This is a genomic window from Streptomyces sp. NRRL F-5135 (assembly GCF_000719775.1).
Lineage (GTDB): Bacteria > Actinomycetota > Actinomycetes > Streptomycetales > Streptomycetaceae > Streptomyces > Streptomyces hebeiensis.
The window spans coordinates 217,194-240,258 of record NZ_JOHR01000013.1; the positions used below are offsets into that span (position 1 = coordinate 217,194).

21 protein-coding genes are annotated in these 23,065 nt (G+C 70.7%); 11 read left to right on the forward strand and 10 right to left on the reverse strand.

The features are described from left to right. The first annotated feature begins 170 nt into the window (after positions 1-170). Positions 171-917, forward strand: a complete 747-nt coding sequence (locus IG02_RS0123375) for a DUF1838 family protein (RefSeq protein ID WP_030751486.1) — start codon at positions 171-173, stop codon at positions 915-917. A 176-nt stretch (positions 918-1,093) separates the two neighbouring features. Here IG02_RS0123375 and IG02_RS0123380 read toward each other — a convergent pair whose 3' ends face one another. Further along, positions 1,094-2,416 (reverse strand): hypothetical protein, encoded by a 1,323-nt coding sequence (locus IG02_RS0123380; RefSeq protein WP_030751488.1) that lies wholly within the window; start codon positions 2,414-2,416, stop codon positions 1,094-1,096. Positions 2,417-2,958: 542 nt separating this feature from the next. On the opposite strand from IG02_RS0123380, the gene IG02_RS0123385 reads away from it, so the two are divergent. From IG02_RS0123385 to IG02_RS0123410, 6 genes are all read left to right on the forward strand, one after another. Then, positions 2,959-3,360, forward strand: a complete 402-nt coding sequence (locus IG02_RS0123385; protein WP_030751489.1) for a WXG100 family type VII secretion target — start codon at positions 2,959-2,961, stop codon at positions 3,358-3,360. Between the two features lie 21 nt (positions 3,361-3,381). Continuing rightward, positions 3,382-3,687 carry a WXG100 family type VII secretion target gene (locus tag IG02_RS0123390; protein WP_030751490.1) on the forward strand — a complete coding sequence of 102 codons (306 nt, stop codon included), beginning with the start codon at positions 3,382-3,384 and terminating at the stop codon, positions 3,685-3,687. Beyond that, positions 3,687-5,492, forward strand: a complete 1,806-nt coding sequence (locus IG02_RS41735; protein WP_051765571.1) for an RNase A-like domain-containing protein — start codon at positions 3,687-3,689, stop codon at positions 5,490-5,492. The genes IG02_RS0123390 and IG02_RS41735 overlap by 1 nt, the downstream gene beginning before the upstream one ends. A gap of 24 nt (positions 5,493-5,516) precedes the next feature. After that, complete coding sequence (locus IG02_RS0123400) at positions 5,517-6,077, forward strand: hypothetical protein (protein ID WP_030751492.1); 561 nt, start codon at positions 5,517-5,519, stop codon at positions 6,075-6,077. A 62-nt stretch (positions 6,078-6,139) separates the two neighbouring features. After that, positions 6,140-6,439: an RNase A-like domain-containing protein gene (locus tag IG02_RS0123405; RefSeq protein ID WP_030751495.1), complete on the forward strand. Its 300-nt coding sequence runs from the start codon at positions 6,140-6,142 to the stop codon at positions 6,437-6,439. 14 nt (positions 6,440-6,453) lie between these two features. After that, complete coding sequence (locus tag IG02_RS0123410; RefSeq protein WP_030751497.1) at positions 6,454-7,110, forward strand: contact-dependent growth inhibition system immunity protein; 657 nt, start codon at positions 6,454-6,456, stop codon at positions 7,108-7,110. Between the two features lie 116 nt (positions 7,111-7,226). On the opposite strand, the gene IG02_RS0123415 is transcribed toward IG02_RS0123410, so the two are convergent. Next, positions 7,227-8,222 carry an aldo/keto reductase gene (locus IG02_RS0123415; RefSeq protein WP_030751500.1) on the reverse strand — a complete coding sequence of 332 codons (996 nt, stop codon included), beginning with the start codon at positions 8,220-8,222 and terminating at the stop codon, positions 7,227-7,229. Positions 8,223-8,587: 365 nt separating this feature from the next. On the opposite strand from IG02_RS0123415, the gene IG02_RS0123420 reads away from it, so the two are divergent. The 3 genes from IG02_RS0123420 to IG02_RS0123430 all read left to right on the forward strand — a co-directional run bounded on the left by IG02_RS0123420 (position 8,588) and on the right by IG02_RS0123430 (position 12,654). Continuing rightward, on the forward strand, positions 8,588-9,445 hold the full coding sequence (locus tag IG02_RS0123420) for an alpha/beta hydrolase (protein ID WP_030751502.1): 858 nt from the start codon (positions 8,588-8,590) through the stop codon (positions 9,443-9,445). Positions 9,446-9,930: 485 nt separating this feature from the next. Continuing rightward, positions 9,931-10,614: a glycoside hydrolase family 11 protein gene (locus tag IG02_RS0123425; protein ID WP_030751505.1), complete on the forward strand. Its 684-nt coding sequence runs from the start codon at positions 9,931-9,933 to the stop codon at positions 10,612-10,614. A 168-nt stretch (positions 10,615-10,782) separates the two neighbouring features. Beyond that, entirely contained in the window at positions 10,783-12,654 is a 1,872-nt protein-coding gene (locus tag IG02_RS0123430; RefSeq protein ID WP_030751508.1) for a CASTOR/POLLUX-related putative ion channel, read from the forward strand. A 101-nt stretch (positions 12,655-12,755) separates the two neighbouring features. Here IG02_RS0123430 and IG02_RS41740 read toward each other — a convergent pair whose 3' ends face one another. The 4 genes from IG02_RS41740 to IG02_RS0123455 form a co-directional block, all read right to left on the reverse strand. Then, the gene (locus tag IG02_RS41740) at positions 12,756-13,994 is read right to left on the reverse strand and encodes an MAB_1171c family putative transporter (RefSeq protein WP_030751511.1); all 1,239 of its coding nucleotides are present in this window, start codon (positions 13,992-13,994) and stop codon (positions 12,756-12,758) included. A gap of 1 nt (position 13,995) precedes the next feature. Next, positions 13,996-14,463, reverse strand: coding sequence for a hypothetical protein (locus IG02_RS0123440; RefSeq protein ID WP_158712373.1), 468 nt, complete (start codon positions 14,461-14,463; stop codon positions 13,996-13,998). Positions 14,464-14,603: 140 nt separating this feature from the next. Next, positions 14,604-15,035: a helix-turn-helix domain-containing protein gene (locus IG02_RS36855; protein WP_037804041.1), complete on the reverse strand. Its 432-nt coding sequence runs from the start codon at positions 15,033-15,035 to the stop codon at positions 14,604-14,606. A 646-nt stretch (positions 15,036-15,681) separates the two neighbouring features. Then, positions 15,682-17,157, reverse strand: coding sequence for a DUF11 domain-containing protein (locus tag IG02_RS0123455; RefSeq protein WP_030751520.1), 1,476 nt, complete (start codon positions 17,155-17,157; stop codon positions 15,682-15,684). Positions 17,158-17,606: 449 nt separating this feature from the next. Between IG02_RS0123455 and IG02_RS0123460 the strand changes: the two genes are divergently transcribed. Then, positions 17,607-18,998 (forward strand): endo-1,4-beta-xylanase, encoded by a 1,392-nt coding sequence (locus IG02_RS0123460; protein WP_030751521.1) that lies wholly within the window; start codon positions 17,607-17,609, stop codon positions 18,996-18,998. 105 nt (positions 18,999-19,103) lie between these two features. Here IG02_RS0123460 and IG02_RS0123465 read toward each other — a convergent pair whose 3' ends face one another. The 4 genes from IG02_RS0123465 to IG02_RS0123480 all read right to left on the reverse strand — a co-directional run bounded on the left by IG02_RS0123465 (position 19,104) and on the right by IG02_RS0123480 (position 22,759). Beyond that, complete coding sequence (locus tag IG02_RS0123465) at positions 19,104-19,682, reverse strand: hemerythrin domain-containing protein (protein ID WP_030751524.1); 579 nt, start codon at positions 19,680-19,682, stop codon at positions 19,104-19,106. A gap of 167 nt (positions 19,683-19,849) precedes the next feature. After that, the gene (locus tag IG02_RS0123470) at positions 19,850-20,104 is read right to left on the reverse strand and encodes a DUF6480 family protein (protein ID WP_030751526.1); all 255 of its coding nucleotides are present in this window, start codon (positions 20,102-20,104) and stop codon (positions 19,850-19,852) included. A 204-nt stretch (positions 20,105-20,308) separates the two neighbouring features. Continuing rightward, the gene (locus IG02_RS43680; protein WP_030751529.1) at positions 20,309-21,121 is read right to left on the reverse strand and encodes a transglycosylase family protein; all 813 of its coding nucleotides are present in this window, start codon (positions 21,119-21,121) and stop codon (positions 20,309-20,311) included. Positions 21,122-21,367: 246 nt separating this feature from the next. Continuing rightward, the gene (locus tag IG02_RS0123480; protein WP_030751531.1) at positions 21,368-22,759 is read right to left on the reverse strand and encodes a S1 family peptidase; all 1,392 of its coding nucleotides are present in this window, start codon (positions 22,757-22,759) and stop codon (positions 21,368-21,370) included. Between the last annotated feature and the right edge of the window lie 306 nt (positions 22,760-23,065).

The following is a 23,065-nucleotide window of genomic DNA, read 5'->3' on the forward strand; positions in this document are numbered from 1 at the left end:
GCCCGAAAGGTGACCTACCTGCTTCGGTGGTGTTTTCGGCAACGAAATCAGCCGCCAAGTGGAATGCGAGCGGACTTGACCGAATGGCAGCGAGCGAACAAGAAGCTCCTTGTCCGGGCCTGCGGCCGGAAGCCGGACAGGCCGGGCGGCGGGCACGCACACTACTCCGTATGACGACACCCGCAGAGCTGCTCCGGTCCTTCGCCCGCACCCGCGCCTCGCTCGACGGCGAGGAGGTCACGTACTGGTGGTACGGAGACGTGTACGCGTGGGCCCCTGACGAGCCGTACCAGCGCGTCTTCGGCTTCGAAGGGCTCAATGTCGCCCGCCTGGTCCGCGACGCCGAAGCCGGCCCGGACGCCTACCAACTGCTCACCCGCGAGGCCGCGTTCTACCTGGATCCCACCGACCGCGAGATCCTGGAGACCTGGCAGGACCTGCCGGTGGTGCACGTCTGGAACGACCCGGCGAACCAGAAGTGGCGCCCCTTCCCGGTCCCGACGACCGAGCTCGGCGGACAGGTCTGCTTCAGCCTGGAGATCCCGCTCGCCTACCCCTCGCCGCTGCCGGTGGCCCAGTATCCGGTCCACTCGGCCGGCGACACGTACAAGGCCCTGGAACTCTTCCAGTTCTTCGCCGACCGCGCCGACCTGGCCGGCCCGGCTCCCAGCGTCCCCGCCACCATGTCGTGGACCCGGATGTCCCCGTGGCTCCCGTGGATGGCCCGCGGACAGCGGCCCGGCGGCCTCACCTTCCACTGCCGGGGCCGCAAGCTCGGCTCGTACGCCGAGGTCCCCGAGCGGACCCGTGCCTACATCGCCGACCACCACCCGGAGTTCGGGCGGGCCCCGGAGGAGTGGAGCGAGCCGAACGAGACCAGCTGGACGTACTTCCGCAAGCTCAACCCGCCGACATAGCCGCGGGCTTCCCCGGCGAAGCGGCCGCGGGGTCAGCTCTTCGAGGTCCGCCGACCCGCATTACGGGACAAGGGCGCCCCCCGGGAGGGGCGCCCTTGTCTCACCACGCATGTCTCACAACGCGGCTTCTCACGGCGCGTCTGGATGAGACCGCATCAGAAGACCGTCACCAGGCATCAGGAGGCGGTTCCGCCACTGGCCTTGCGGCGGCGTCCGGCGAGGACCACGACTGCGCCGAGGGCCACCGCCGCGCCGGCCGCCGCGGCGAACCGCGGAAGGGCCGAGGGGGATCCGGTGCTGGCGAGGGAGCCGGTCACCGCGGAGTTGGTGGAGGCGACCGGGGTGGTGGACGTGCTGCCCTGCGGCTTGTTGTCCGGGGTGTGCGGCACGGGCTTGCCGGGCTTGGCGTCGTCGACGTCGTCGGTGTCGCTGCCGGCGGCGAGGAGTTCGAAGGCGTACTCGGTGGAGAAGTTGCCGCCACAGGACTCGTCGTCGTTGACGTAGTCACCGGCGACGAGGGCGAGGCCTTCCCCGGCCGGAGCCTTGGCGTCGACCTTCACGCGCAGCTTCACGTCGGCGTGGGCACCGGCCTTCAGCGGGCTGACGGAGCCGGCGTAGCCACCCATTTCCACGTTCTTCCAGGCCGGGGACGCGGCGGTCGACCACTGCAGGTGGAAGGCGTCGTCGATGACCTTGTAGCCGCTCTTGTCCGTCGCGTGGAAGTAGACGAACGGGGAGACCTCGTCCAGCGTCCTGTCCGTGCCGTTCGTCACGCGGAGGGAGAAGTCGGTCGTCGAGCCCGCGACGATCTTGGACGGCAGGCCGGTGACGACCGTGCTCAGCTTGGGCTCGGGAACGCAATCCGGCTCCTCCGGCTCCGCCGCTTCCTCCTTGGCGTCGGCGAGCGCCTTGTCGGCGGCCTCCTTCGCCTTGAGGGCCTCTTCCGGCGCGTCCTGGTACTTGGCGTACTCGCGAGCGGCGGCGACGCGGCCGTCGTCGGCGGCCTCCTGGGCCGTCGCCGCCTTCTCGTCGGCGGCGGCCTTGGCGTCCTCGGCGGACCGGGCAGCGGCCTCGGCGTCGGTGACGGCCTTCTCCGCGGCCGCCTTCTCCTCGTCGGTGGCGGTCTCGGGCAATGCGGCGAGTGCGGCCTGGGCGTCGGCGAGCGCCTGGTCGGCGTTCTCCTTCGCGACGGCAGCGGCGGCTGCCTCCTCCTTGGCGGCCTTCGCGGCGACGGCGAGGGGCGCGTCGTCGGAGAGCGCGGCCTTCAGGACGACATACGCGGCCGCCTTCGCGGCCACGGCGTCGTCGTACGCCTTCTGCGCCTTCTCGGCGGCCTTCTCGAGTTCCTCGATGGAAGGCTTGTCCCGCTCGCCCTGCTGCTGCGCCCGCGCGGCGGCGGGCGGCTTGGCGTCGGCGAACGCCGGGGTGACGGAGAGCAGGACGACGGGGGTGGTCACGGCGGCGGCGACGGCCGTGGCAAGAACGCGGCGAATCTTCAACGGAGTCCTTCGCGGGTCCGAAAACTGGTTTCGACAAACAGGATCGACAAGCGGGTTCGACAAACGAGTTCGACATGCAGGTTCGAAAAGTGCTGAGACAGCCGCTGCGGCAGTACCCACGCAGGGCCTCGTCGTTGATCGTATGACCGGAAATACCGTTGTCGGAAGCACGTGAGGAAGGCGCCGAGTGCGGCACCCCTCTCTCATGCGACAGGCAATTACCCCATAGGGGGACAGTTGCCTTCCCTGCGCGGGCTACTTTGGTGATCCATGTCATCCGGGCCATCTGACGGAGGCGCGCACCGGGAACCGACCGCTGCCTCGGCATGGTGAGGCGAGGTGTCCGTCTGATCCACGCCGGTCGTTGACGTGGCTCAGCACGACGCAGGCGCGTTCAGCCGTGAGCCCGAGGCGATCGGTGGCGGCGAGCAGCCCGCTCCGTTCAGCCGTTGTCCCGGCCGACGCGGCCTCACCAATTAGAGTGGCCACCCATACGCAGAGCACATATGCACGACAGAGCGTAACGGGTGAGGGGCCACGGGATGCGCGATGCCGATCTGGATGTGTCGGGGGACGACCTCACCCAGCTTGCGAACGACCTCGACGAGATGCAGCGCTACCTGGAACAACAGACCCGCGGCATGGACGAGGTCGTCGACAGGATCGCCGCGGGCTGGCAGGGCCCCACCGCCACCGCGTACCGCTCCCTGCACCGCGGCGTCGCCGAGGACGCCGTACGCATCCGCCAGGTGGTGATCCTCCTCGAAGCGGCCATGCGCGCCTCGCGCGACGGCTTCACCGAGCAGGAACTCGACACCCTGGCCCGGATCCGTCGAATGCAGGAGAGCGAGGACGTGTCCGCCGCCGCCCGCGCCCTCACCGTGCCCGAGCCGGCGCCCGCGCCGGACGCCGGTCAGTCGAAGAGCCGCATCCTGGACATCTGAAGCACGGGGGGGATCAGCACCATGCAGGACGAAGACCGGATCACCGTCGACTTCGCCACTCTGCAGCGTCTTTCCGGGGACCTGGAGGAGATCCTCCGCGCTCTCAACGAGAAGCTGGAGACGTTGTACGGGCGGGCCACCAAGGTCGTACTGAGCTGGGACGGCGAGGCCCGCGAGGCGTTCATCGACGAGCTGGACAAGTGGAGCCGCTCCGCCGACGATCTCAGGGCCGCCCAGGCCTGGCTCCACGAGGTCGTGGTCAAGGGGCACCTCAACTACGCCGCGGCCAACAGGTCCGTGCTCGAGGGCTGGGGAGGCGGTGCCTGATGGCGGGACCGTCCGTCCCCGCCCAGCCGCCGGGCGGCACCGGCACCGGCACCGGCACCGGCACCATTGACGTCAAGCCGAGCAATCTGTGGTCGGTCAGCGGCCAGGTCGCCGCGGAGCAGGACTTCCTGGTGCGCGGCGCCAACACGCTCCTGGAGGAGCTGGGCACGTATCCCGACGCCGGAGGCGCGGGCACTGACGCCCAGAGGTTCGCCCAGGCGTACAAGAAGACCGGCAACCGCTGGCTGGAGGTCTGGGGCCGGTCCGTGCTGAGCGTCGGCGGTGTCGCCGTCGGCTTCACCGAGACGGCCAACGCCTACACCAGGGCTGACGCGGCAGCCCATCCCAAGCCGGGGAAAACGGCCGAGCAGCGCCCTCTGCCGACGGTCATCGACCAGGCCCCGAAGTTCGACTCGGTCCCCGACATCAAGTGGGGCGACGACGACGGCGGCGACGACCTCTTGCGCGGACTGATGGAGGGGATCCCGGAGATCGTCCGGGACGTCATCCATCCCCTGTGCAAGCACGTGTTCCGGGTCGGCAGGGTCGCGGACGTCCACCCCTTCCCGCAGCAGCACTACCTCAACTCCCTGTGTCACAGCTGGATGAACGTCTCCGTCGTCGCGACGACGGGGGCGGACCGGCTCACCCAGGCTGTCGGGACCATCACCAACCACCAGCAGGCCGACTGGGAAGCCGCCATGCGGACCTTCTGCAGCGCCCTGTGGGGCGCGACGGCCTGGGGGCAGCAGCGGCACGGCTACCAGTGGGGCCAGACGGCCGGCTCCGGCCCCGGCACGCCCCGCGTCCCCACCGGCAGTGAGCCCGTCATGGCCGTGCTGAAGGACACGGCCGACAAGATCGCCACCATCCTTCGCGAGTACGCCGAGGCCGCCGTCGATCTCAACCGTGATGTCGCGGACGAGCTGCACCGCGCCATGTGGGCGGCCGCCAAGGAAATCATCGAGGACCTGGCCAAGCCCAAGGACCCCAAGAGTGTCCTCAGCGCGGTCACGTCCGTCATCGGCAAGGGCGCGGGGCTGGTCCTGTCGTTCGACGTCAAGACCGTCCTGAACATCGACACGGCCAAGCTGAACCGGATCGTCGACACGTACACCGGCACGCTGGGAGGCCTGACCACGCGGATGGATGCGCTGAAGGGGCCGCTGGACGAGGCGTACCTGAGCGCTCCCAAGTTCGAGGCCGGCGTCGCGCGCGCCCACGGCTTCGGCGCCCGCGCGCTGGAGGAGTTCAAGGACTCGCAGGTCTGGTTGAAGGTCGACTCGAACGGCATGTACGAGCTGAACCTCGCCGCCAACGAGTATCTGGAGAACGGCCACACCCTGGACAAGCACGTCGGCAAGACCGACGAGCAGCTCGCCCAGCGCCTGCGCGACCAGCAGTCGGGCGGTCCGACGCATGCCTGGCCGTACGGCAAGCCCATGCCCAACAGCTCTTCGGCCTTCCCGAACTATGGGCGCGCGGAGGAACTGACCCAGTACAACCTCAACAAGAACAGGGCCGCCATCGACGCGTGGATCAAAGGCCCACCGCCGCCGGAGGAGGGGAAGGTCGAGAAATTCCAGTCGACCGCGCCGAACGGCGAGACCTCCGGCCGCAGTGTGAGCAAGCAGCCCGTGAACCCGAACGACCCGATGTCCGGGTACAAACAGGGGGGATCTGACGCCAAGGCGTACGACGTGAACGGCATCGAGACGCGTCTCAAGTACGACAGCAGTCGCAATCCCCCGTTCACGGTCATGACGTCGATGCCCTACCGGCCCCAGAACACGCAGGTACCGTAAGTCCCCGAGAAAGGCCCACACCACATGCCGTCCGTCGACCAGTCGTCCTGGGACACCGCGGTACGCCACCTGTACGCGGACGCGTACGCGTACATCGCCACGGGGCCGCGCCGCCACGAGGACTGGACGCTCGACGTCCTCACCGTGATGGCCCGGACCCCGGACCCCCGGGGCTGGGCCGTCGTCGACGACGCTGCTGAGGATCCGGAGCGCGAGGGGTCTCCCACGTACCCGTTCGCCGTCCACCCTGCGGAGTACGTCGCGCAGCGCCTCAAGGAGATCGATCGGGACAGCGCCGAGAACCTGCTCCTGGCCATCACCGAGGGCGGCTGCAGCTTGTCCAACCTCCAGTACTTCGCCGAATCCCCGGACGAACTGCGGGCGATGGCGCGCACGATCCTCGCGCGTTACGGAGACGAAGCCACTTACCACACCAACGTCAGCAAGCGCGGCAGCGCGCCCGGCACACTCGACTTCACGCTGGAGACCTTCGGGTACAACCCGCTGGGCGTCTACATGGAGGACTGCGGCCTCGTCGTCGTCTCAACGACCGAGGTCGGACTGTTCTGGAACTTCACCGACTGACGATCCGGCCACCGATTCGCACGAGCACAGCTGCTGACCCGGCGATTTGAGAGGATGCCCCCGTGCAGACGCGATCCGCGACGTACCCCGACCGGGAGACCGCCCAGTGGGCCACCCAGCAGGTGGTGACCGCGAACGAGCAGGCCATTCACCACTGGCTCGCCCAGAACACCCGGGCCCGCCTCACCATCGAGGCCGCCTGGCCCTCCCGCGAGGAGCCCGTGGGCCGGGTCCAGCTGGAAGCCGAGCTGCTGGCCGGGCGCGGGCCCGTCGACGTCCGCGCGGCGCGCGTGGTGCTGCGCCGCGAGCCGTCGAGCCCGCACGGCTTCGTCGTCCACACGACCGTCCCCTTCTACCTGTAGGCGGCCGTCCGCACATGTCCATGAAGCCCCTCGAACACGATCGCCGGTACGGCGAGTTGGACAAGGTGATGCGCGCGTACCTGGGGCAGCCGGCCGACGACACCCCGGAGAGGCGCAGCCGCGCGCTGGACGCGTACCTCCGTCACACCTGGCACACCCGCCCCTCTGCCATCGCGGAGGCGGAGCGCCAACTGCGCGAATACAGCCGCAACCCGCCGGGCCGCATCCGGCTCGGCCTGGGCGAGTTCTACGCGGTCCCGGACATCAGGTTGCCCCAGTCGGAGATCGGCGACTGGCTGATGACGCTGGCCGACCACCTGAAGAAGAGCATCGAGGAAGGCGACGTACCGGAGCCGTCGTCCCCGCAGACGCACTGGGAGTGGCACGCACGCTTCCCGGAGACCGCGCAACTGCTCGGCGGCTGGTTCTCGCAGGACATCGCCGACGAGTTCCCCGACCACGGGGCCGCCGTCACCGACTACGCCGCCACCACCGACCCCCAGCTGGTCGCGCGCCTTGTCGGTGAACTCCACGAGTTGCTCGCGCTGCCCCTGGACGAGGCGGACTACGCCCTGGCAGCCGCCGAACTCGGCATGGAGGTCAGCCCGCCCGAGCCGTTCTCCTACGGGGCCTGGTTCCAGTCGCTGGCCACGACGCTGTCCGGCACCTGATCCAGCCACGGCCGGCTCCGCTTCCGGCTCCGGCGGCGCCCACTGATCAGCGCACACTGATCACCGCCCAATGCTCACTGCCCACCGATCACCGCTCACCGCTCACCGCTCACCGCTCACCGTCCCAGGATCCGGTCGACGTCGGCCATCTGCCCGGCGGTGAGCGGGCCCTTCGCGAGCGCGCCCGCGTTCTCCTCGGCCTGGGCGGCCGTACGGAAACCGGGGATGGGGATCGTCCGCGGGGCGCGGGCCCAGATCCAGGCGAGGGCGCCTTGCGCGAGGGTACGGCCGTCGCTGGTGAGGACGGACCGCAGAGACTCGACCCGATCGAGCCAGGCCGGGTCGGCGCCCTCGTCGGCGGTGAATCCCGGCAGCCACGCGGGAGGCGCGTTGCGGATGTCGCCGTTGTCCAGGGCGCGCCCGGCGGTGTGCTTGCCGGTGAGCAGGCCCATGGCGAGCGGGCTGCGACTGATGCTCGCGAGGTCCGACTCCGCGCAGAGGGCGAGGAGTACGGAAGCGTCCTGGAGGATGTTCAGACGGTGCTGGACGGCCGTGCAGTGCGGGCCCTCGGCGAAGACGGCGGCCCGGGCGGGATCGTCCGTGCTCCAGGCGTACGCGCGGATGAGGCCCTCGCGCACGAACTCCTCGCAGGTGTCGCGGAGCCCGGCCGCCCGTTCCGGGTCGGCGTCGGAGATGTGCAGCTGGTAGAGGTCGACATAGTCCGTGTCCAGACGGCGCAGGGAGGCTGTCAGGGCGCGGCGCGCGTGCTGCGGGGAGTCGTCCTGTCCGTGCCTGGTCCGGGTCTCCTCGTCGAAGAGGTTGCCCCACTTCGTGGCGACGACGACATCGGTGCGGTGCTTGCCGAGGGCGCGGCCGAGCACGCGTTCGCTGTGGCCGGTGCCGTACACGTCCGCGGTGTCGAAGAAGGTGACGCCGAGGTCGAGGGCGCGCCGGATCGCGCGCACCGACTCGTCGTCGTCGACCCTGCCCCAGCCCAGGGGCCGCCCGTCGACGGACTGCCACTCGCCGCCGATGGCCCAGCAGCCGAAGCCGAGGGCGCTCACCTCGATGCCGCTGCGGCCCAGTGTCCTGACGTGCGTGTTGGTCTCCATGCCCGCGCACGCTAGGAGTTGGAGTGGGCGCGAAGGCAACCCTCGCGACCGCGGAGCCGGCGCGGCCCGGTACCGCTCCTCCGAGGTGGTCGCTCCGCGTCTCAGGGCATCGCGGAGATGGCGCGCTTCGATACGTACGACGCAAAACCTGGCCCCTTGGCCATACCTGTGGGATATCGCGCGCCGCCTTGTTCGGCATCGGCGTTGTTCGCGGCGCACCGGTCGACTGGACTGGGGCGGGACGACGGCCGACGGCAGTGGCCGACGCCGCCACCAGGGGCTCTTCGCCGGTCGCGTCCGCCACAACCGTCGCGTCCGTCGGACGTGAACCGTTTCCCCTCACCCGGTCGAAAGTGAAGTCCGCCATGATCTCCCCCGCCGCCGGCACCGTGTTCGTCCTCGTCCACGGGGCCTGGCACTCCTCCTGGCACTGGGCACGTACGCAGCGTTCGCTGGCCCGGCTCGGTGCCGCGAGCGTCGCGCTGGATCTGCCCGGCCACGGCTTCGACGCGCCGCTCCCCTCCGGATACCTGCTCCCCGGGCAGCCGGGGTTCGCCACGGAGAAGTCCGCGCTCGCCGGGCTGACGATCGACGAGTGCGCCGAGAGCGTCCTGTCCACGCTGAGGGAGGTACGGCGGCACTACCGCACGGTCGTCCTCGTGGCCCACAGCGCGAGCGGTGGTCCGGCGTCGCTCGCCGCGGAGACCGCTCCTGACCTCGTCGACCGGATCGTCTACCTCTCCGCGTTCGTCCCCGCCGGGCGGCCCCGCTTCGTCGATTACCTGACGGCCCCGGAGCAGACCGCGACCGTACGGGGCGGGAGCCTCGGTGTCGGAGACGTCGAGAGCCTCGGCGCGTTCCGCATCAATCCCCTCTCGCCGGACCCCGAGTACGTCGAGGAGCTACGGCGGACCTACTACCAGGAGATCCCGGCCGAGGGGTTCGCGCGCTGGCACCTCACCCTCAGCCCCGACCTGCCGTCGGCCGTCCCGATGACGCCGGTCCGCCTGACGGCCGGCCGCTGGGGACGCCTGCCGCGCACGTTCGTACGGCTGGCCGACGACTGGGCCGCCCGGCCGGCCATGCAGGACCTGATGATCAACGACGCCGACGCGTTCACCCCCGACAACCCGTTCACGGTCCGCGAACTGCCCGGCGGGCACTCTCCGTTCGCCACCCGGCCCGGCGAACTGGCCGCCACTCTCGTCTCCGACCTCCGCTGACGGCCCCGTCCGACGCGTGCGACCTGTCCGGCCCGGCCGGCCCGGTCGGCCCGGCCCCGTAGGGCGCGTCCCCGTCGGCCAGGGCGCCGACTCGTCTCCGTACCCACCGGGTAGCCGCCGGAACGCCCACTCCGGCCAGCCCTCCGTCCGAAACTTTCGAAACTAGGGGTCGCTTCTTGATCCCGAAACAACCGGACATCGGCAGGCCGAAGTCGCGTCTGACGAGGCGCTCCGGATTACTGAACAGGCACTATGACGAACAAAGACTCTTTCGCTCAACCCCGGCATTACCGGAAAGGTTGCGGAAACTATTGACAGCCCGCCCCGGCCGCTCCAACCTGTCGGCACGTCAGTACTCAACCTCTGTCGGTTCCCGGGTCGCCCACGAGCGGTACGCCCCGCCCGGCCACCACCGACAGGGCCCGCCTGGGCCGGGGCGTACCGGCCCGGCCTCCCGCCTGCCCTCACGAGGAGGAAGCACGGACATGGACAAGGCCCCCGCACACCAGATCAGCCGCCGGAAGTTCATCGGCCGGGCCGGCACCCTGGCGCTGGCGACATCCGGGCTGATGCTGCCCGGCACCGCACACGCCGACACGACCATCACCACGAACCAGACCGGCACCAACAACGGCTTCTACTACTCGTTCTGGACCGACGGTGGCGGCTCGGTCGCCATGACGCTGGCGGCCGGGGGAAGTTACCGGACCTCCTGGACCAACTGCGGAAACTTCGTCTGCGGCAAGGGCTGGAGCAACGGCGGACGCAGGACCGTGGGGTACTCGGGCAGCTTCGCTCCGTCCGGCAACGGCTACCTGACCCTCTACGGGTGGACGTCCAACCCGCTCGTGGAGTACTACATCGTCGACAACTGGGGCACGTACCGGCCCACGGGCGAGTACAAGGGCACGGTCTCCAGTGACGGCGGTACGTACGACATCTACAAGACGACGCGCTACAACGCGCCATCCGTCGAAGGCATACGCACCTTCAACCAGTACTGGAGCGTCCGCCAGTCGAAGAGGACGGGCGGGACCATCACCACCGGCAACCACTTCGACGCGTGGGCCCGCTCGGGTATGAACCTGGGCAGTTTCAGCTACTACATGATCCTCGCGACGGAGGGATACCAGAGCAGCGGGAGTTCCAACATCACGGTGAACGCGTGACCGTGAACGCGTGACCGTGAACGGATGACCGTGAACGGATGACCGTGAGCGGATGACCGCGAACGAATCCGCGCAGGTGAGCGGCCATATCTCCGAGAGCGAAAAAAGCCTCCCGAGCAGCCACGTTGGGCATGATTGCCGGCAGTTGGAGCTACGGAGGAACAGAGCATGCCCGGAAGACTGCGGGGGCGACTGCGGTACTGGTTCGACGGCACGATGGACCGGGGCACCCCCGCGCTGATCGGCTGGCTGGGGCTGGCCTCCTTGGCCTTGATCACCCTGGTCTCCGGGACCGTGGTCGTCTTCGCCCGCGAGGACACCGAGGAGAACGGCGGCTGGCCCGGCGTCATCTGGATGAGCCTGCTGCGCACCCTCGATCCGGGGACGATGGGCGGGGACACCGGGCAGCCGCTGTTCCTGATCCTCATGCTCACGGTGACGATCGGCGGGATCTTCATCGTCAGCGCGCTGATCGGTGTGATGACGACGGGCCTGGAGACCCGGATCCAGGAGCTGCGCAAGGGCAGGTCCCGGCTGATCGAGCACGAGCACACCATCGTGCTGGGCTGGTCGGACCAGATCTTCACGGTGGTCGCCGAGCTGGTGGAGGCCAATCAGAGCGAGCGGCGCTCCTGCGTGGTGATCCTCGCCGACCAGGACAAGGTCGACATGGACGACGAGATCCGGCGGCGGATCCCGGACACCGGGAAGACCCGGGTGATCTGCCGCTCCGGCAACCCGTTGCACCGCGGCGACCTGGAGCTGGTGAGTCCGGACACGGCCAAGGCGATCATGGTGCTGCCGCCCGTCGGGGCGGAGAGCGACATCGACGTCATCAAGGTGCTGTTGCTGCTGAACAGCCGTACGTGGCGGGGACCGCGCCCGAACGTGGTGGCTGCCGTGCAGAACTCCGCGAACCTGGCGGCGGCCCGGCTGGCCGCGGGCGAGGACGCGCTCGTCATCGACGTCGACGACATAGCCGTACGGCTGATCGTCCAGTCCCACCGGCAGTCCGGGCTGTCCACCGTCTTCAACGAGCTGCTCAGCTTCATGGGCAACGAGATCTACCCCTGGACCGAGCCGGCGCTGACCGGCGCCACCTACGGGGAATCACTGAACGCCTTCGCACTCGGCATACCCATCGGCCTGCACCGCGCGAACGACGAGATATGGGTCAACCCGGCGATGGACACCGTCATCGGGGAAGGGGACCGGCTACTGGTCCTGGCCGAGGACGACCTGCTCATCAAGGCGACGGGTGAGCGGCCCACGATCGTGGAGTCGGCGATCGCGACGGCCGGCGTCCGGACGCCCGAGCCGGACCGGACGCTGCTGATCGGCTGGAACCCGCGGGCAGCGAAGATCATTTCGCTGCTCGACCGGCTGGTGCGGCCGGGATCCGTGCTGGACGTGGCGGCCCCGCGGCAGCCCGTGGAGTACGCGAGCGGCCGGCTGGACAACCTGACGGTCGGCTTCAAGCGCTGCGAGCCCGTCCACCGCCCCTCGCTGGAGGCCCTGGGCCTGGACGACTACCGCCACATCGTGGTGCTGACGGACGAGTCGGTCGCCCCCGGGCGGGCCGACGACCGCACCCTGGTCACCCTCCTGCACCTGCGGGACATCGAGATCCAGCTCGGCGACCCGTATTCCATCGTCACCGAGATGAACGACGACGCCAACCGTGAGGTCGCACAGGTCACCAAGGCCGACGACTTCATCGTCAGCACCAAGGTCATCAGCCTCCTGCTCACCCAACTCACCGAGAACCGCCACCTGTACGCGGTGTTCGCCGACCTCTTCGACCCCGAGGGATCGGAGATCTACCTCAAGCCGGCGGCGAGCTACCTCGCACCGGGCGCCGAGGCGAACTTCGCCACGGTGATCGAGGCCGCCCGGCAGCGGGGCGAGACGGCCATCGGCTACCGGCTGGAGCGGCACAGCGACGAACCACCGCTCTACGGTGTCCACCTCAACCCGTCCAAGACCGCGCCGCTGACCCTGTGCGAGGGGGACTCGGTCGTGGTTCTCGCCGAGGACTGAGCCAAGGGCTGACCCGTTCCGCTAGCCGTTCGGCCCGCGCGGACCGCCGCGTTCGCCCGGCCCGCGCGGATCGTGCGGACCGCGCTCGCCCGGCCCGGGCGTCAGCCCGCCGGGGCCGCGGTGGCCACGGCCTCCGCGGTCAAGGGGGCGTGCAGGTAGTGGGCGACGCGTACCAAGTGCGCGCGTTCCTCGGCCGGTTCCGTGTCCAGGCCCGGCAGCGGTGTCTGGTCCTCGCGGGGGCGCGGGGCCGTACCGGAGTTCAGCGCCTCCACGGCGGACCGCAGCGCGGCGGCCACGATCAGGGCCGACCGGTCGTCGGCGGCCAGGCCGTCCCGTTCGGCGAGCCGGCCGGCGGCGGTGACGACCGCCGGGCCGACCCAGGGGCGCAGCGTGAGCTGGCCGTCGCGGATCTCCAGGCCGCGCCGGGCGGTGCGCCACTCCAGGTCACGGACCGCGAGCCGCTCGGTCCAGGCGGACGGGGGAGCCTCCAGGGCCAGGCGCTCGTCCGCCCGGTACACCAGGTCCCACAACGGGCGCAGGGCCCGGTAGTCGCTGCGTCGGCGCCGCCAGGCGGAGACGGCGGGACCGGCGAAGCCGGCGGTGATGAGCACCGCTCCGAGCGCGGCGAACACCGGGCCGAGGGCCGTGCTCAGCCATTCCGCGCCCGTGACCCGCGCGAAGGCCGTGCCGATCGCGATGAGCTTGCACAGCACATAGCCGCAGGCGACGACTCCGCCGAGGGCGATCAGCCGGATGCCCCGGTGCAGTCCGCCGCGCGGCAGCCGGTCGGCGTGCCCCCGGCACACCCGGCTGATGTCGATCAGCGCGAAGCCGAACAGTGCCTGGTAGATGACCAGGAACGCCGCGATCCGCCAGTCCGTCGCGAAAGTGGTGTCGAACGTGAGCGGTGTCTCCGGGCTGGTCGCGTCGCCGGCGAGGAACAGCCCGACCATCACCGGGACCAGAACGGCGAACACCGCCAGCCGGCGCCGCACCTGGTGCCAGGTGTCCGCGGTGACCGCGTCCCACACCCGTACGCCGGTGCGCTCCTTCGGCGGGGTCCACATCCGTGCCAGCACCACGGCCGCCGCGGAGAAGCCCGTGATACCCAGATAGACGAGGACCGTCGCCAGGTTCCCGCGGTGCGCGACCCGGTCGATCAGCCGGTACACGACCGGGGCGGCCACGACGAAGGCGGTGGCGGGCGCCGCGATGGTCAGGGCGACGACGAGCAGGCCCTGGGACGGGTCCCGGAGCCAGGCCCGTATCTTCAGGGCGGCCACGACCCAGGCCACCGAGCCGATGCCGAGGTAGACGATGTTGTACGGAGTCTCGGACACGTCAGACATGCTGGCCCTTGCGGTGCTCCAGCGCGGGCGCCAGCTGCGAGGTCGTACCGGCGCCGGGCGCCAGGACGAGGACGCGGGTCAGCTCGGCCCCCAGGATCTCCGCCTCCTCCTCCGCCGCCTCGTCGTAGTGGGACCGGCCGAGTACCAGCCGGAGCATGTCGGGGTCGATCGTGGACAGCTCCACGTGGCCCGTCTCCTCGTCCTCGGCCGGGGGTTCGGCCAGATGGCCGCAGAGCAGGTGCGCCAGTTCGTGGCAGATGATGTGCGCCCGGTGCAGACCGGACGTCTCCTCCTCGACGTACACCACGTCGACGTCCGCGCGTCGCTCCACGAACCCGGAGGGCTCACCCACCCGCATCCGCCGGGGCACCAGCTCGACGCGGCGGCCGGTCCGCTCGGCGACCGCCGCGCACATCTCCTCCACCGTGCTCATCCGGGGCAGGCCCAACTGCCTGACCATGGCCCGCATCCGGCGGCGGGTACGTCCAAGATCTCGCACGTCGTCCCCATCAGACCCATCAGCGGCGTCGGCCAATCGCCAACGCCCGAGCGGCGTCCGCCCGGATGGCGTGTGCCCGTATGGCGCCTGCCCGTATCCGGTCACGCCTCGGGGCTGCCGTCGGGCAGCCCGACCGCCTTCCGTAGCTGCTCCACCACGGTGAGGGCGGCGTCCTGCATCTCGGGCGGCAGGCCGGCCGCACGCATCGCGATGCGCTCGACCCGAGCGTCCCGCAATGCCTCGATCTTCCGCAAGTCCCGCTCGACGGCCTGTGCGGTGGCGGAGTCGGTGAAGTAGTCCAGCGGGACGCCGAAGAACTTGGCGATCTTCACCGCGTTCTCCAGGCTGGGCTTCTGGGTGCCCTTGCGGAGGTTGCCGATGTACGTGCCGCTGAGGCCGGTGCCCTCGGCGATCTCCGAATCGCGCCAGGGGCGGCCCAGGTCCCTCGGGTAGATCACCGAGATCACGCGCCGGAAACGGACCGCGAAGTCGGCCGAGTCGGGGGAGTCGGCGGGGTCGGGCGAGGCGGGCACGCCGGAGGACGCGGGAGCGCCGGAAGACGCGGGGACGCCGGGCGACACGGAAGTGCGCGGCGTGGCCAGCGAGTCCCGAGAGTCCGACGGGTCCCCACCGTCGCCGGGTCGGAAGGCCGACGCTTCTGAACGTGGAGGATCGGTGGCCATGGGCCGGATCATAGAACTCCTCGGCCTGCGGAGGACATCACACCGCCTCATCGATTACACGATTGTTGTGACCAAATCGCCAGCAATGGGGCATCCGGTGACGGATTATAGGCGCTAACCTCGCGAACGCTCAACCATAGTTGACTTAACCTGGCGGTCGGGCCAGGATCGACAGCAGTGAACACGCGCACCCGCACCGTTACCTCGACAGCCTCGCCGGCAACGGCGTCCGGCTCCGGGGTGCCGGGCACCGCTGCCCCACGGGGGTGGGCATCGGAGCCCGGCGCTCCGGAATGACGGGTGGTTCGCGGGGCGCGATGAGGCACGCGCCCCGGCCGGCCCACGTACGGTACGGCCGAGGCGCCGCCGTCAGGCGTACGTCACGTACCCGTCCCTGACGCACCCGTTCTTGACGCTCCTGAGCTCGACTCTCCTGTCCATGACGCGCGTGTCCATGACGCGCGTGTCCATGACGTACCCATCCGTCACGGACTCCTCACGCGCGCTTGACCAGGACCGTGAACGCGCCGGTGTTGTTGTCGTCGTCTGGGTCGTACGCCGTCTTCCCGCCCCACACCGTCATGCTGCGCACGTCCCCGCTGGTCGTGGCCGGCGCGTCGGCGTCGACCCGGACCGTGAACGGCAGGCTCGCCACCTGTCCGACGCCGAACGGCCTGCCGATCGTGCAGACGTACTGGCGGGCGCCGGGCTCCGGCTCGCCCATCCCCCCGCCCGTCCAGACGCCGCAGCGCTTCGGCAGCCGCACCGCCGTGGTTCCCCCGGGGATGTCGACCAGCACCGCGAGATGGTCGTCGGAGGTCAGCAGGTTGACGGACGCGGGCCCGTCGTTGCGCACCTTCGCCGTCAACGTGACCTCGTCACCGGGCTCGGCCATGACGGTGTCGCCGGTCACGGCGATGTCCGCGGTGTTGACCGCGTTGACGATCCACCGGACGTGCTCGGGCTCGGAACCGCTCGGCGGGGCACTCCCGTCCGGTACGAGCGAGAGCACGGGCCGGTGGGCGGCACCGTTCGGGGCGGAGAGGACCGATGCCGCCGTCGACACCGGAGCCGAGGCCGAAGCCGAGGCCGAAGCCGAGGCCGATGTCCGCGTCGGTGCCGACGCCGAGGCCGAGGCCGGCGTGATCCTGTAGTGCAGGAACTCAAAGAGCGCCGTCCGCTTGACGTCGAGCCCCACGGCCGTGGACAGCCGGTACCGCTTCCCCGGTTCGACCGGTCCACCCATGTGGCACACCGCCTCCCCCAACGTCTGCCCGGGGACCTCGTCGGCGGTCGTCCCGTACTCGCAGTTGGCGAACCGCTGCGCGAAGCCGAGCCCCGGGGTGGTCACGAGCCGCAGAATGGCGCCCCGCGCGGGCAGCGAACCGGCGTTGGAGACGGTGATCGGGGCGTCCAGGGCCGAGCCCGGCACGGCACTGTCCGTATCGGGCAGCCGGTTGACGGACAGTTCCACCGTGCCGACGGTGACGCGCACCGTGGTCTCGACGACGGTCGCGTTGGACGACGTGGCGAAGAGCCGGGCGGTGCCGGTCGTGCCGAGCGGGGCGTCCGGCTTGGCGAACACTTCGAGCAACCCGCCGGCGTCACCGTCCGGAGCGATGTCCTTGGCGGGCCAGAAACACCGGGTGCCGGCACAGCTCGCGCCGCGGAAATCGGCGAAGGAGGCGATCCCGGAGACATCGACCCCGACCACGACGTCCTCGGCGGTGCCGCCGTCGGCGTCACCGCTCAGACTCCAGCCGATCTGCGCGGGATCGACGCCGTCGGCGGGCTGGGGAAGGCCGACCTCCGGCCGGGCGACGTGGAAGTTCAGGACGGGGCCGTCGGGCGCGGCGGCATCGGCCGCCTGGGCGGGAGCGGTGACGAGGACGGTCGCGAGGAGGGCCGTCGGGAGGGCGGTGACCGCCGCGGTCACGGTGGCCGACCACCGGCGCAGGCGCTGCGATGACATCTCGTGAACCCCTTTCTGTTCGCCGGGCGTTGTGGATGCGGCTCCCTGTGCGACGGGTGACCGCTGTGGATGGTTGTGCGGAGGCTCGCGTTCCCCGGCCGTCAACCGCCCTGCCGGTACTCACCCATCACCCGCGGGACCGAAACATGCCGCCTTCTTTGGCGATACTTTCTGGGCCTCTCTGGACCCTGATCTGGACGAGAACCGTCCCGGATGGGCTCATGCGCACGCCCGTACGGCGTGCCGCCCGACCCCCGGCCGGAATTACGTCGCGCGCCACCCCTTGCGGCCGCCGAAACTTTTGCTTCACTTTCCGAAAGGGCACTGCCCCGGGAACCGCACCGAAACCCGCACGTTCCGTCGACCTCCGAGGAGGAAGCGTGACCGGAAAGCTGACACGCAGGGAGCGGCACAGGAAACAGCACGGAGAGCAGCGGAAACAGCGAGCGTTGTCCGTTCGGGCGCGCGGGCACGCCCTGCTGGCCGCCGCCGTCGTGGCCGCCACCGCCCTCACCTCGGCGCCCTCCGTGAGCGCCGCGCAGACCCCCGCACGAGACTCCGCGCCGGCGCACGCGGCCTCGACGCTCGCGGCCTCGACGCTCGGCGCCGCGGCGGCCGAGAAGGGCCGGTACTTCGGTGCCGCGGTCGCCGCGAACCACCTCGGCGAGTCGGACTACGCGGCCACGCTGGACCGGGAGTTCAACAGCGTCACACCCGAGAACGAGATGAAGTGGGACGCCGTCGAACGCACCCGCAACTCGTTCACCTTCGGCTCCGCCGACCAGATCGTCAGCCACGCGCAGGGCAAGGGCATGAAGGTCCGCGGTCATACGCTGGTGTGGCACTCCCAGCTGCCCGGCTGGGTGGGCGGACTCGCGGCCGGCGACCTGCGCTCGGCGATGAACAACCACATCACCAAGGTGATGCAGCACTACCAGGGCCGGATCGCCGCGTGGGACGTGGTCAACGAGGCGTTCCAGGACGGGAACTCCGGCGCCCGGCGCAGCTCACCGTTCCAGGACAAGATCGGCAACGGCTTCATCGAGGAGGCGTTCCGTACCGCCCGGGCCGCCGACCCCGCCGCCAAGCTCTGCTACAACGACTACAACACCGACGGCCAGAACGCGAAGAGCAATGCCGTCTACGCCATGGTCCGCGACTTCAAGGCGCGCGGCGTGCCGATCGACTGCGTCGGATTCCAGTCGCACTTCAACAGCCAGTCCCCGGTGCCCGGCGACTACCAGCAGAACCTCCAGCGCTTCGCCGACCTGGGCGTCGACGTACAGATCACGGAGCTGGACATCGAGGGCTCCGGCACCGCTCAGGCCGACAGCTACCGCCGTGTCGTCCAGGCGTGCCTGGCCGTCTCCCGCTGCACCGGCATCACCGTGTGGGGCGTGACGGACAAGTACTCGTGGCGCGCGAGCGGCACTCCGCTGCTCTTCGACAACAACTACGGGAAGAAGGCCGCCTACACCTCGGTGCTGTCCGCCCTGGGCGGCACCAGCGGCGGTGGCGGAGGCGGGGGCGGCGGCCTGACCTGCACGGCCACCTACTCCGAGACGGAACGGTGGGGCGACCGCTTCAACGGCAGGGTGACGGTGACGGCCGGGGGTACGGCGATCAGCGGCTGGACCGTGAGCGTCACCTTACGGTCGCCGCAGACGGTCTCCACGACGTGGAACGGCAGTCCCACCTGGGAGGCCGGCGGCACTGTGATGACGATGAGGCCGAACGGGAACGGCGGCCTGGGCGCCGGGACGGCGACGAGCTTCGGCTTCACGGTCATGGCGAACGGCAACTGGACGGCACCGACGGTCGGCGGCTGTACCGCCTCCTGAGCGTCCCGCCCGGCCGGAACACGCGCGCGGCACGGCGCCCCCTCACCGGGGTCGCCGTGCCGCGTCCGTTTCCGCCCGCGCGCGCCACGCGCCACGCGCCACGCGCTACGCGCTGCTCTTGATCGCGTCCCGCGCCCGGTCGAGCATCGACGTGAACGGGCCCACGGCCCACTGCGCCTTGGGCGACCCGGCCACGGCCGGGTGCGGGCGCGTCGGCGCCATCTTCTCCGCCGTCCGCAACCGCTTGCCCATGGTCTGGAGCTGTTCCCTCGTGCGCCCCGACCGCACCGCCGGGAACTCCTCCCGCTCCTCGTGCTCGGCGTGCTCGACGACCGACTGTGCGAACTCCGCGAATTCGGCGTCGAACTCCGCGCTGTCGAGATCCATCCTCTCCAGCTCGGCGAGTACGTGGTTCGCCTCCTTCTCCTCGCGGTTCCGGGCGTCGGCCTCCCGCTTCCCCGCGGTGTCCTCCGCGACCGGGCGGACGATCATCTCCTCCGCGGTCTCGTGGACGGCGAGCAGGGCCCGCAGGTCGTCGAACGCCTGCCGCTTGGCGCTGCCGCGCGTGTTCCTCACCTCTGTGCAGAGCTCCCGGATACGAGCGTGCTGCTCCAGCAGGATCGCCACCACGTCCCCGTCGGGCAGCCGTGCCGCCTGCTCCCGGTCCGCCTGTGCCTCACCCATGGTCGAAGCCTCTCTCTCGGACGTATGCGCTCCCCTGTCGGGTCACCCCGTACGCCGCCGCGAAACAACCCGGTCCCGCGCCGCGCGTCCGTCCCTCGTCAGGCGGACGAGTGGCCCGCGTCCCGTGCGTGCGACGGGGGCCACGCGTACGACGCCCTACGCTCCGGTCATACGTACACCGCGTAGGCGAGGAAACCGACCGCGAAGAGCAGGACCACGAGGGCGATGAGGACGAGCGGGCCCTTCGCCCAGCCTCTCGTGGGGTTGTGGGTCTCCCGCGGCCCGGCTCCGGACAGGCCTCCCTCGCCGGGCGGCGTCTCTCCGGGCGGCACGCCGCCTGGCTCGACGCCGGGTGTGCGGTCGGGGTCGGGGCCAGGACCGGGGCTTGGACCTTGGCCTGGGCCTTGGTGCGAGTCGCTCATGCCCTATGGGTGCCCCTAATCCGGGCAAAAGCATCCGTCTGTTCGGGCAATCGGGTACGCGGCCGGCTCAGCTCGGCGCCCGGGCGAAAAGGCGGGGAAAACCAAGGCCCCCCGGCCTCACCATGAGGTCGGGGGGCGTGGTCGTGGCCGTGTGGGCGCGGCCGGGGCGTGGGCCCCGGGCCTCGGGCCTGAGCGTGACGCCTCTCAGGCGCGCAGGCGCAGGCGCTGGCCCGGGTAGATCCGGTCGGGCCCCTCGACGAGGATCTTCTTGTTCAGCGCGTACAGGGCCTGCGTACCGCCCTTGACGCCCGCCCGCTGCGCGATGACCGACAGGCAGTCGCCCGCCTGCACGGTGTAGGTGTTCGCGGACGCCGGGATGGGCCGCCGCGACGGCGTGACGGTCCCGTACGAGGACGGCCGGTTCGTCCCGGTCACGCTCGGCGTACCGCCCGACGTGCCGGAGGACGCGCTCCCGGATGCCGTGCTGCCGGCGGTCGAGCCGCTGTTCGAGCTACCGTTCGAGCTGCTGCTCCAGCCGTTTCCGGTCGATCCCGAACCGGACCCCGAGCCGGAGCCCGAGCCGGAGCCCGTGCTCGATCCCGAACCCGAGCCGCGCCTGCCGCAGTGCGGCCACGCCGACAGTCCGCGGTCCCGTGCGACGGCCTCCGCCACCGCGACCTGCTCGGCACGTGTCGCGAGATCGGCACGCGGCGCGTAGCGGTTACCGCCGTACGCACGCCAGGTGGAGGGCGCGAACTGGAGACCGCCGTGGTATCCGTTGCCCGTGTTGGCGTTCCAGCGGCCGCTGCTTTCGCAGGCGGCGATGCTATCCCAGTCGGTTCTGGGGGGTACGGACTCTGGTACCGCTCGATGGACCGAATCGCGGGCGGTTTGTGTCCCCGTGATCGTGGCGGCCACCGCGGTGCTCTGGCCGGCGAGGCCGAGCACGCTCAGGACGGCCATCAGGACGGGCACGACGGCGTCGAAGGGCCGTTTGGCGACGGGTGTGGTTGGCATGGCGTGTTTCCTCCACTGAGTTCCGGCAGCGCCGTGACGCAGTGCTCGCCACGACCTGTGGGCACGCACCAAGAAACCCGCCAATATGGTTTTCAGTGCGTCGGATGAGCACGACTTGCTGATATTTCACCCGTGTGGCCGCCCCGGAGCGGCACTACGCAGTCCTGATGAATCGTCATATCAGCTGCTCACCCAGGCCCCTCGGGAGGCCGGGGTCCTGGATGCGCCGACTGTCATGACAGGGCGTCAGCCCCAGCTCTGGGAGTACTGGTTGCGGTAGCTCGCCTTCTCCGTCCGTATGGACTGCGCCACCGCCAGCCCCAGCACGCTCACCACGATGAGCACCAGCCCCGGTATGAGGGTCTCGAGGTCGACGATCCCGGTCACCGTGCGCTGCGCGCCCGGCCCCGGAGCCGCGATCCCCCCGGCCGCCGGCACCGAGGGGGCCGGTGCGGCGTCCGACGCGCCGCCTTCGCCGCCCTCCCGGGCGCCGCCGCCCGCCTCTCCCGCCGCGGTGGCGGCGCCGGTCAGCCGGACGCCGAGGGCGTTCATCGCCGACGTCACCGGCTCGAAGAACGTCGTTCCCCCGCTCGTGCAGTCCCCGCTGCCGCCCGACGTGATGCCGAGCGCGATCCCCTCCGCGAGCAGCGGCCCCCCGCTGTCCCCCGGTTCGGCGCAGACGGTGGTCTCTATCAGCCCGGAGACGGAGCCCTCGCGGTAGTTGACCGTGGCGTTCAGCGCCGTGACCTGCCCGCTGCGCAGTCCGGTCGTGCTGCCGCTGCGGAAGACCTGCTGGCCGACGACCGGGTCCGCGGCGCCCGTGACCCGTACGGCCTGGCCGTTGCCGATGTCCACGATGTTGGCGTCGGCGCCGGGGGCGGCGCCCTCCTCGTACCGTACGAGCGAGAAGTCGTTCCCCGGAAAGCGTCCCGCGACCGTGGTGCCGATCTGACCGGCCGCCAGGTCCTCCGCGAACCAGCCCGTGCCCACCGGCCCGCAGTGACCGGCCGTCAGGATGAACTGCTCGGCGCCGTTGGTCACGTTGAACCCCGCCGAGCACCGGCCGCCGTTGGTGAGGATGGGCGCGGCGCCGTTCACCCTGGTGGTGAAGGTGCCTTCCGTCCTGCGCATCTCCACGGACCCGCCGATGTCCCGCGCGACCGCCGACATCCGGGACCAGTCGGCGGCGGAGACGGTGCTGTCGGCCCGTACGACGACCTTGTTGGATGCGTAGTCCACCGCCCAGGCCGTGCCGGCGACCCGGGAGGACCGGCTCAACGTCTCGGTGGCCGCACGCAGTTCGCGCATGTTGTAGCGCGTCATCTGGGGGCGCGCGCCCGCCCGCCGGACCTCGTCGGCCGCGGCCTCGTCGGTGACCGCGACCACCGGCCGGCCGTCGGACCCGATCCAGGTGCCGGCCGTACGGGAGGTTCCGAGCCGCTCGACCAGGCCCGCGCCCGTCGCGGCGGCCCCGGACGCCCCGGATGTACCGGGCGTACCGGACGCGCCGTTCCCGCCCGCTCTCGCCCCGCCGGGCTCTTCGGCCACCGCGTTCGAGACCAGCAGCCCACCGCAGAGGAGTCCGCCGACGGCCGCCAGTCGGACGATCCGCCGGAGGGTACGTCGCGCGTGCTTCATCCGTGGCTCCAATGCCGTACCGAGTCGCGTCGCCAGCGCCGGGGCCCGGGGGCGGGGAACGATGGGCCCCCCTCCCATACGTACGCACGCGCCGCCGCGTTCAGTGCGGGCGGGCACGGGCGGGCGGCGGGGAACGAGGCAGGGCCTGAGGCGGGGTGCGAGGCAGAGCGTGCGACAGGGCGAACGTGTCGGCCGCCGCCATGAGTCGCGGCCGGCCACGCCCCACCATGGTCCGCGTCCGTGAATCGTGCCCGAACCGTTGTCAGCGCGACCTGACACCCCTACGCTCACACGGTCTCGTTCATG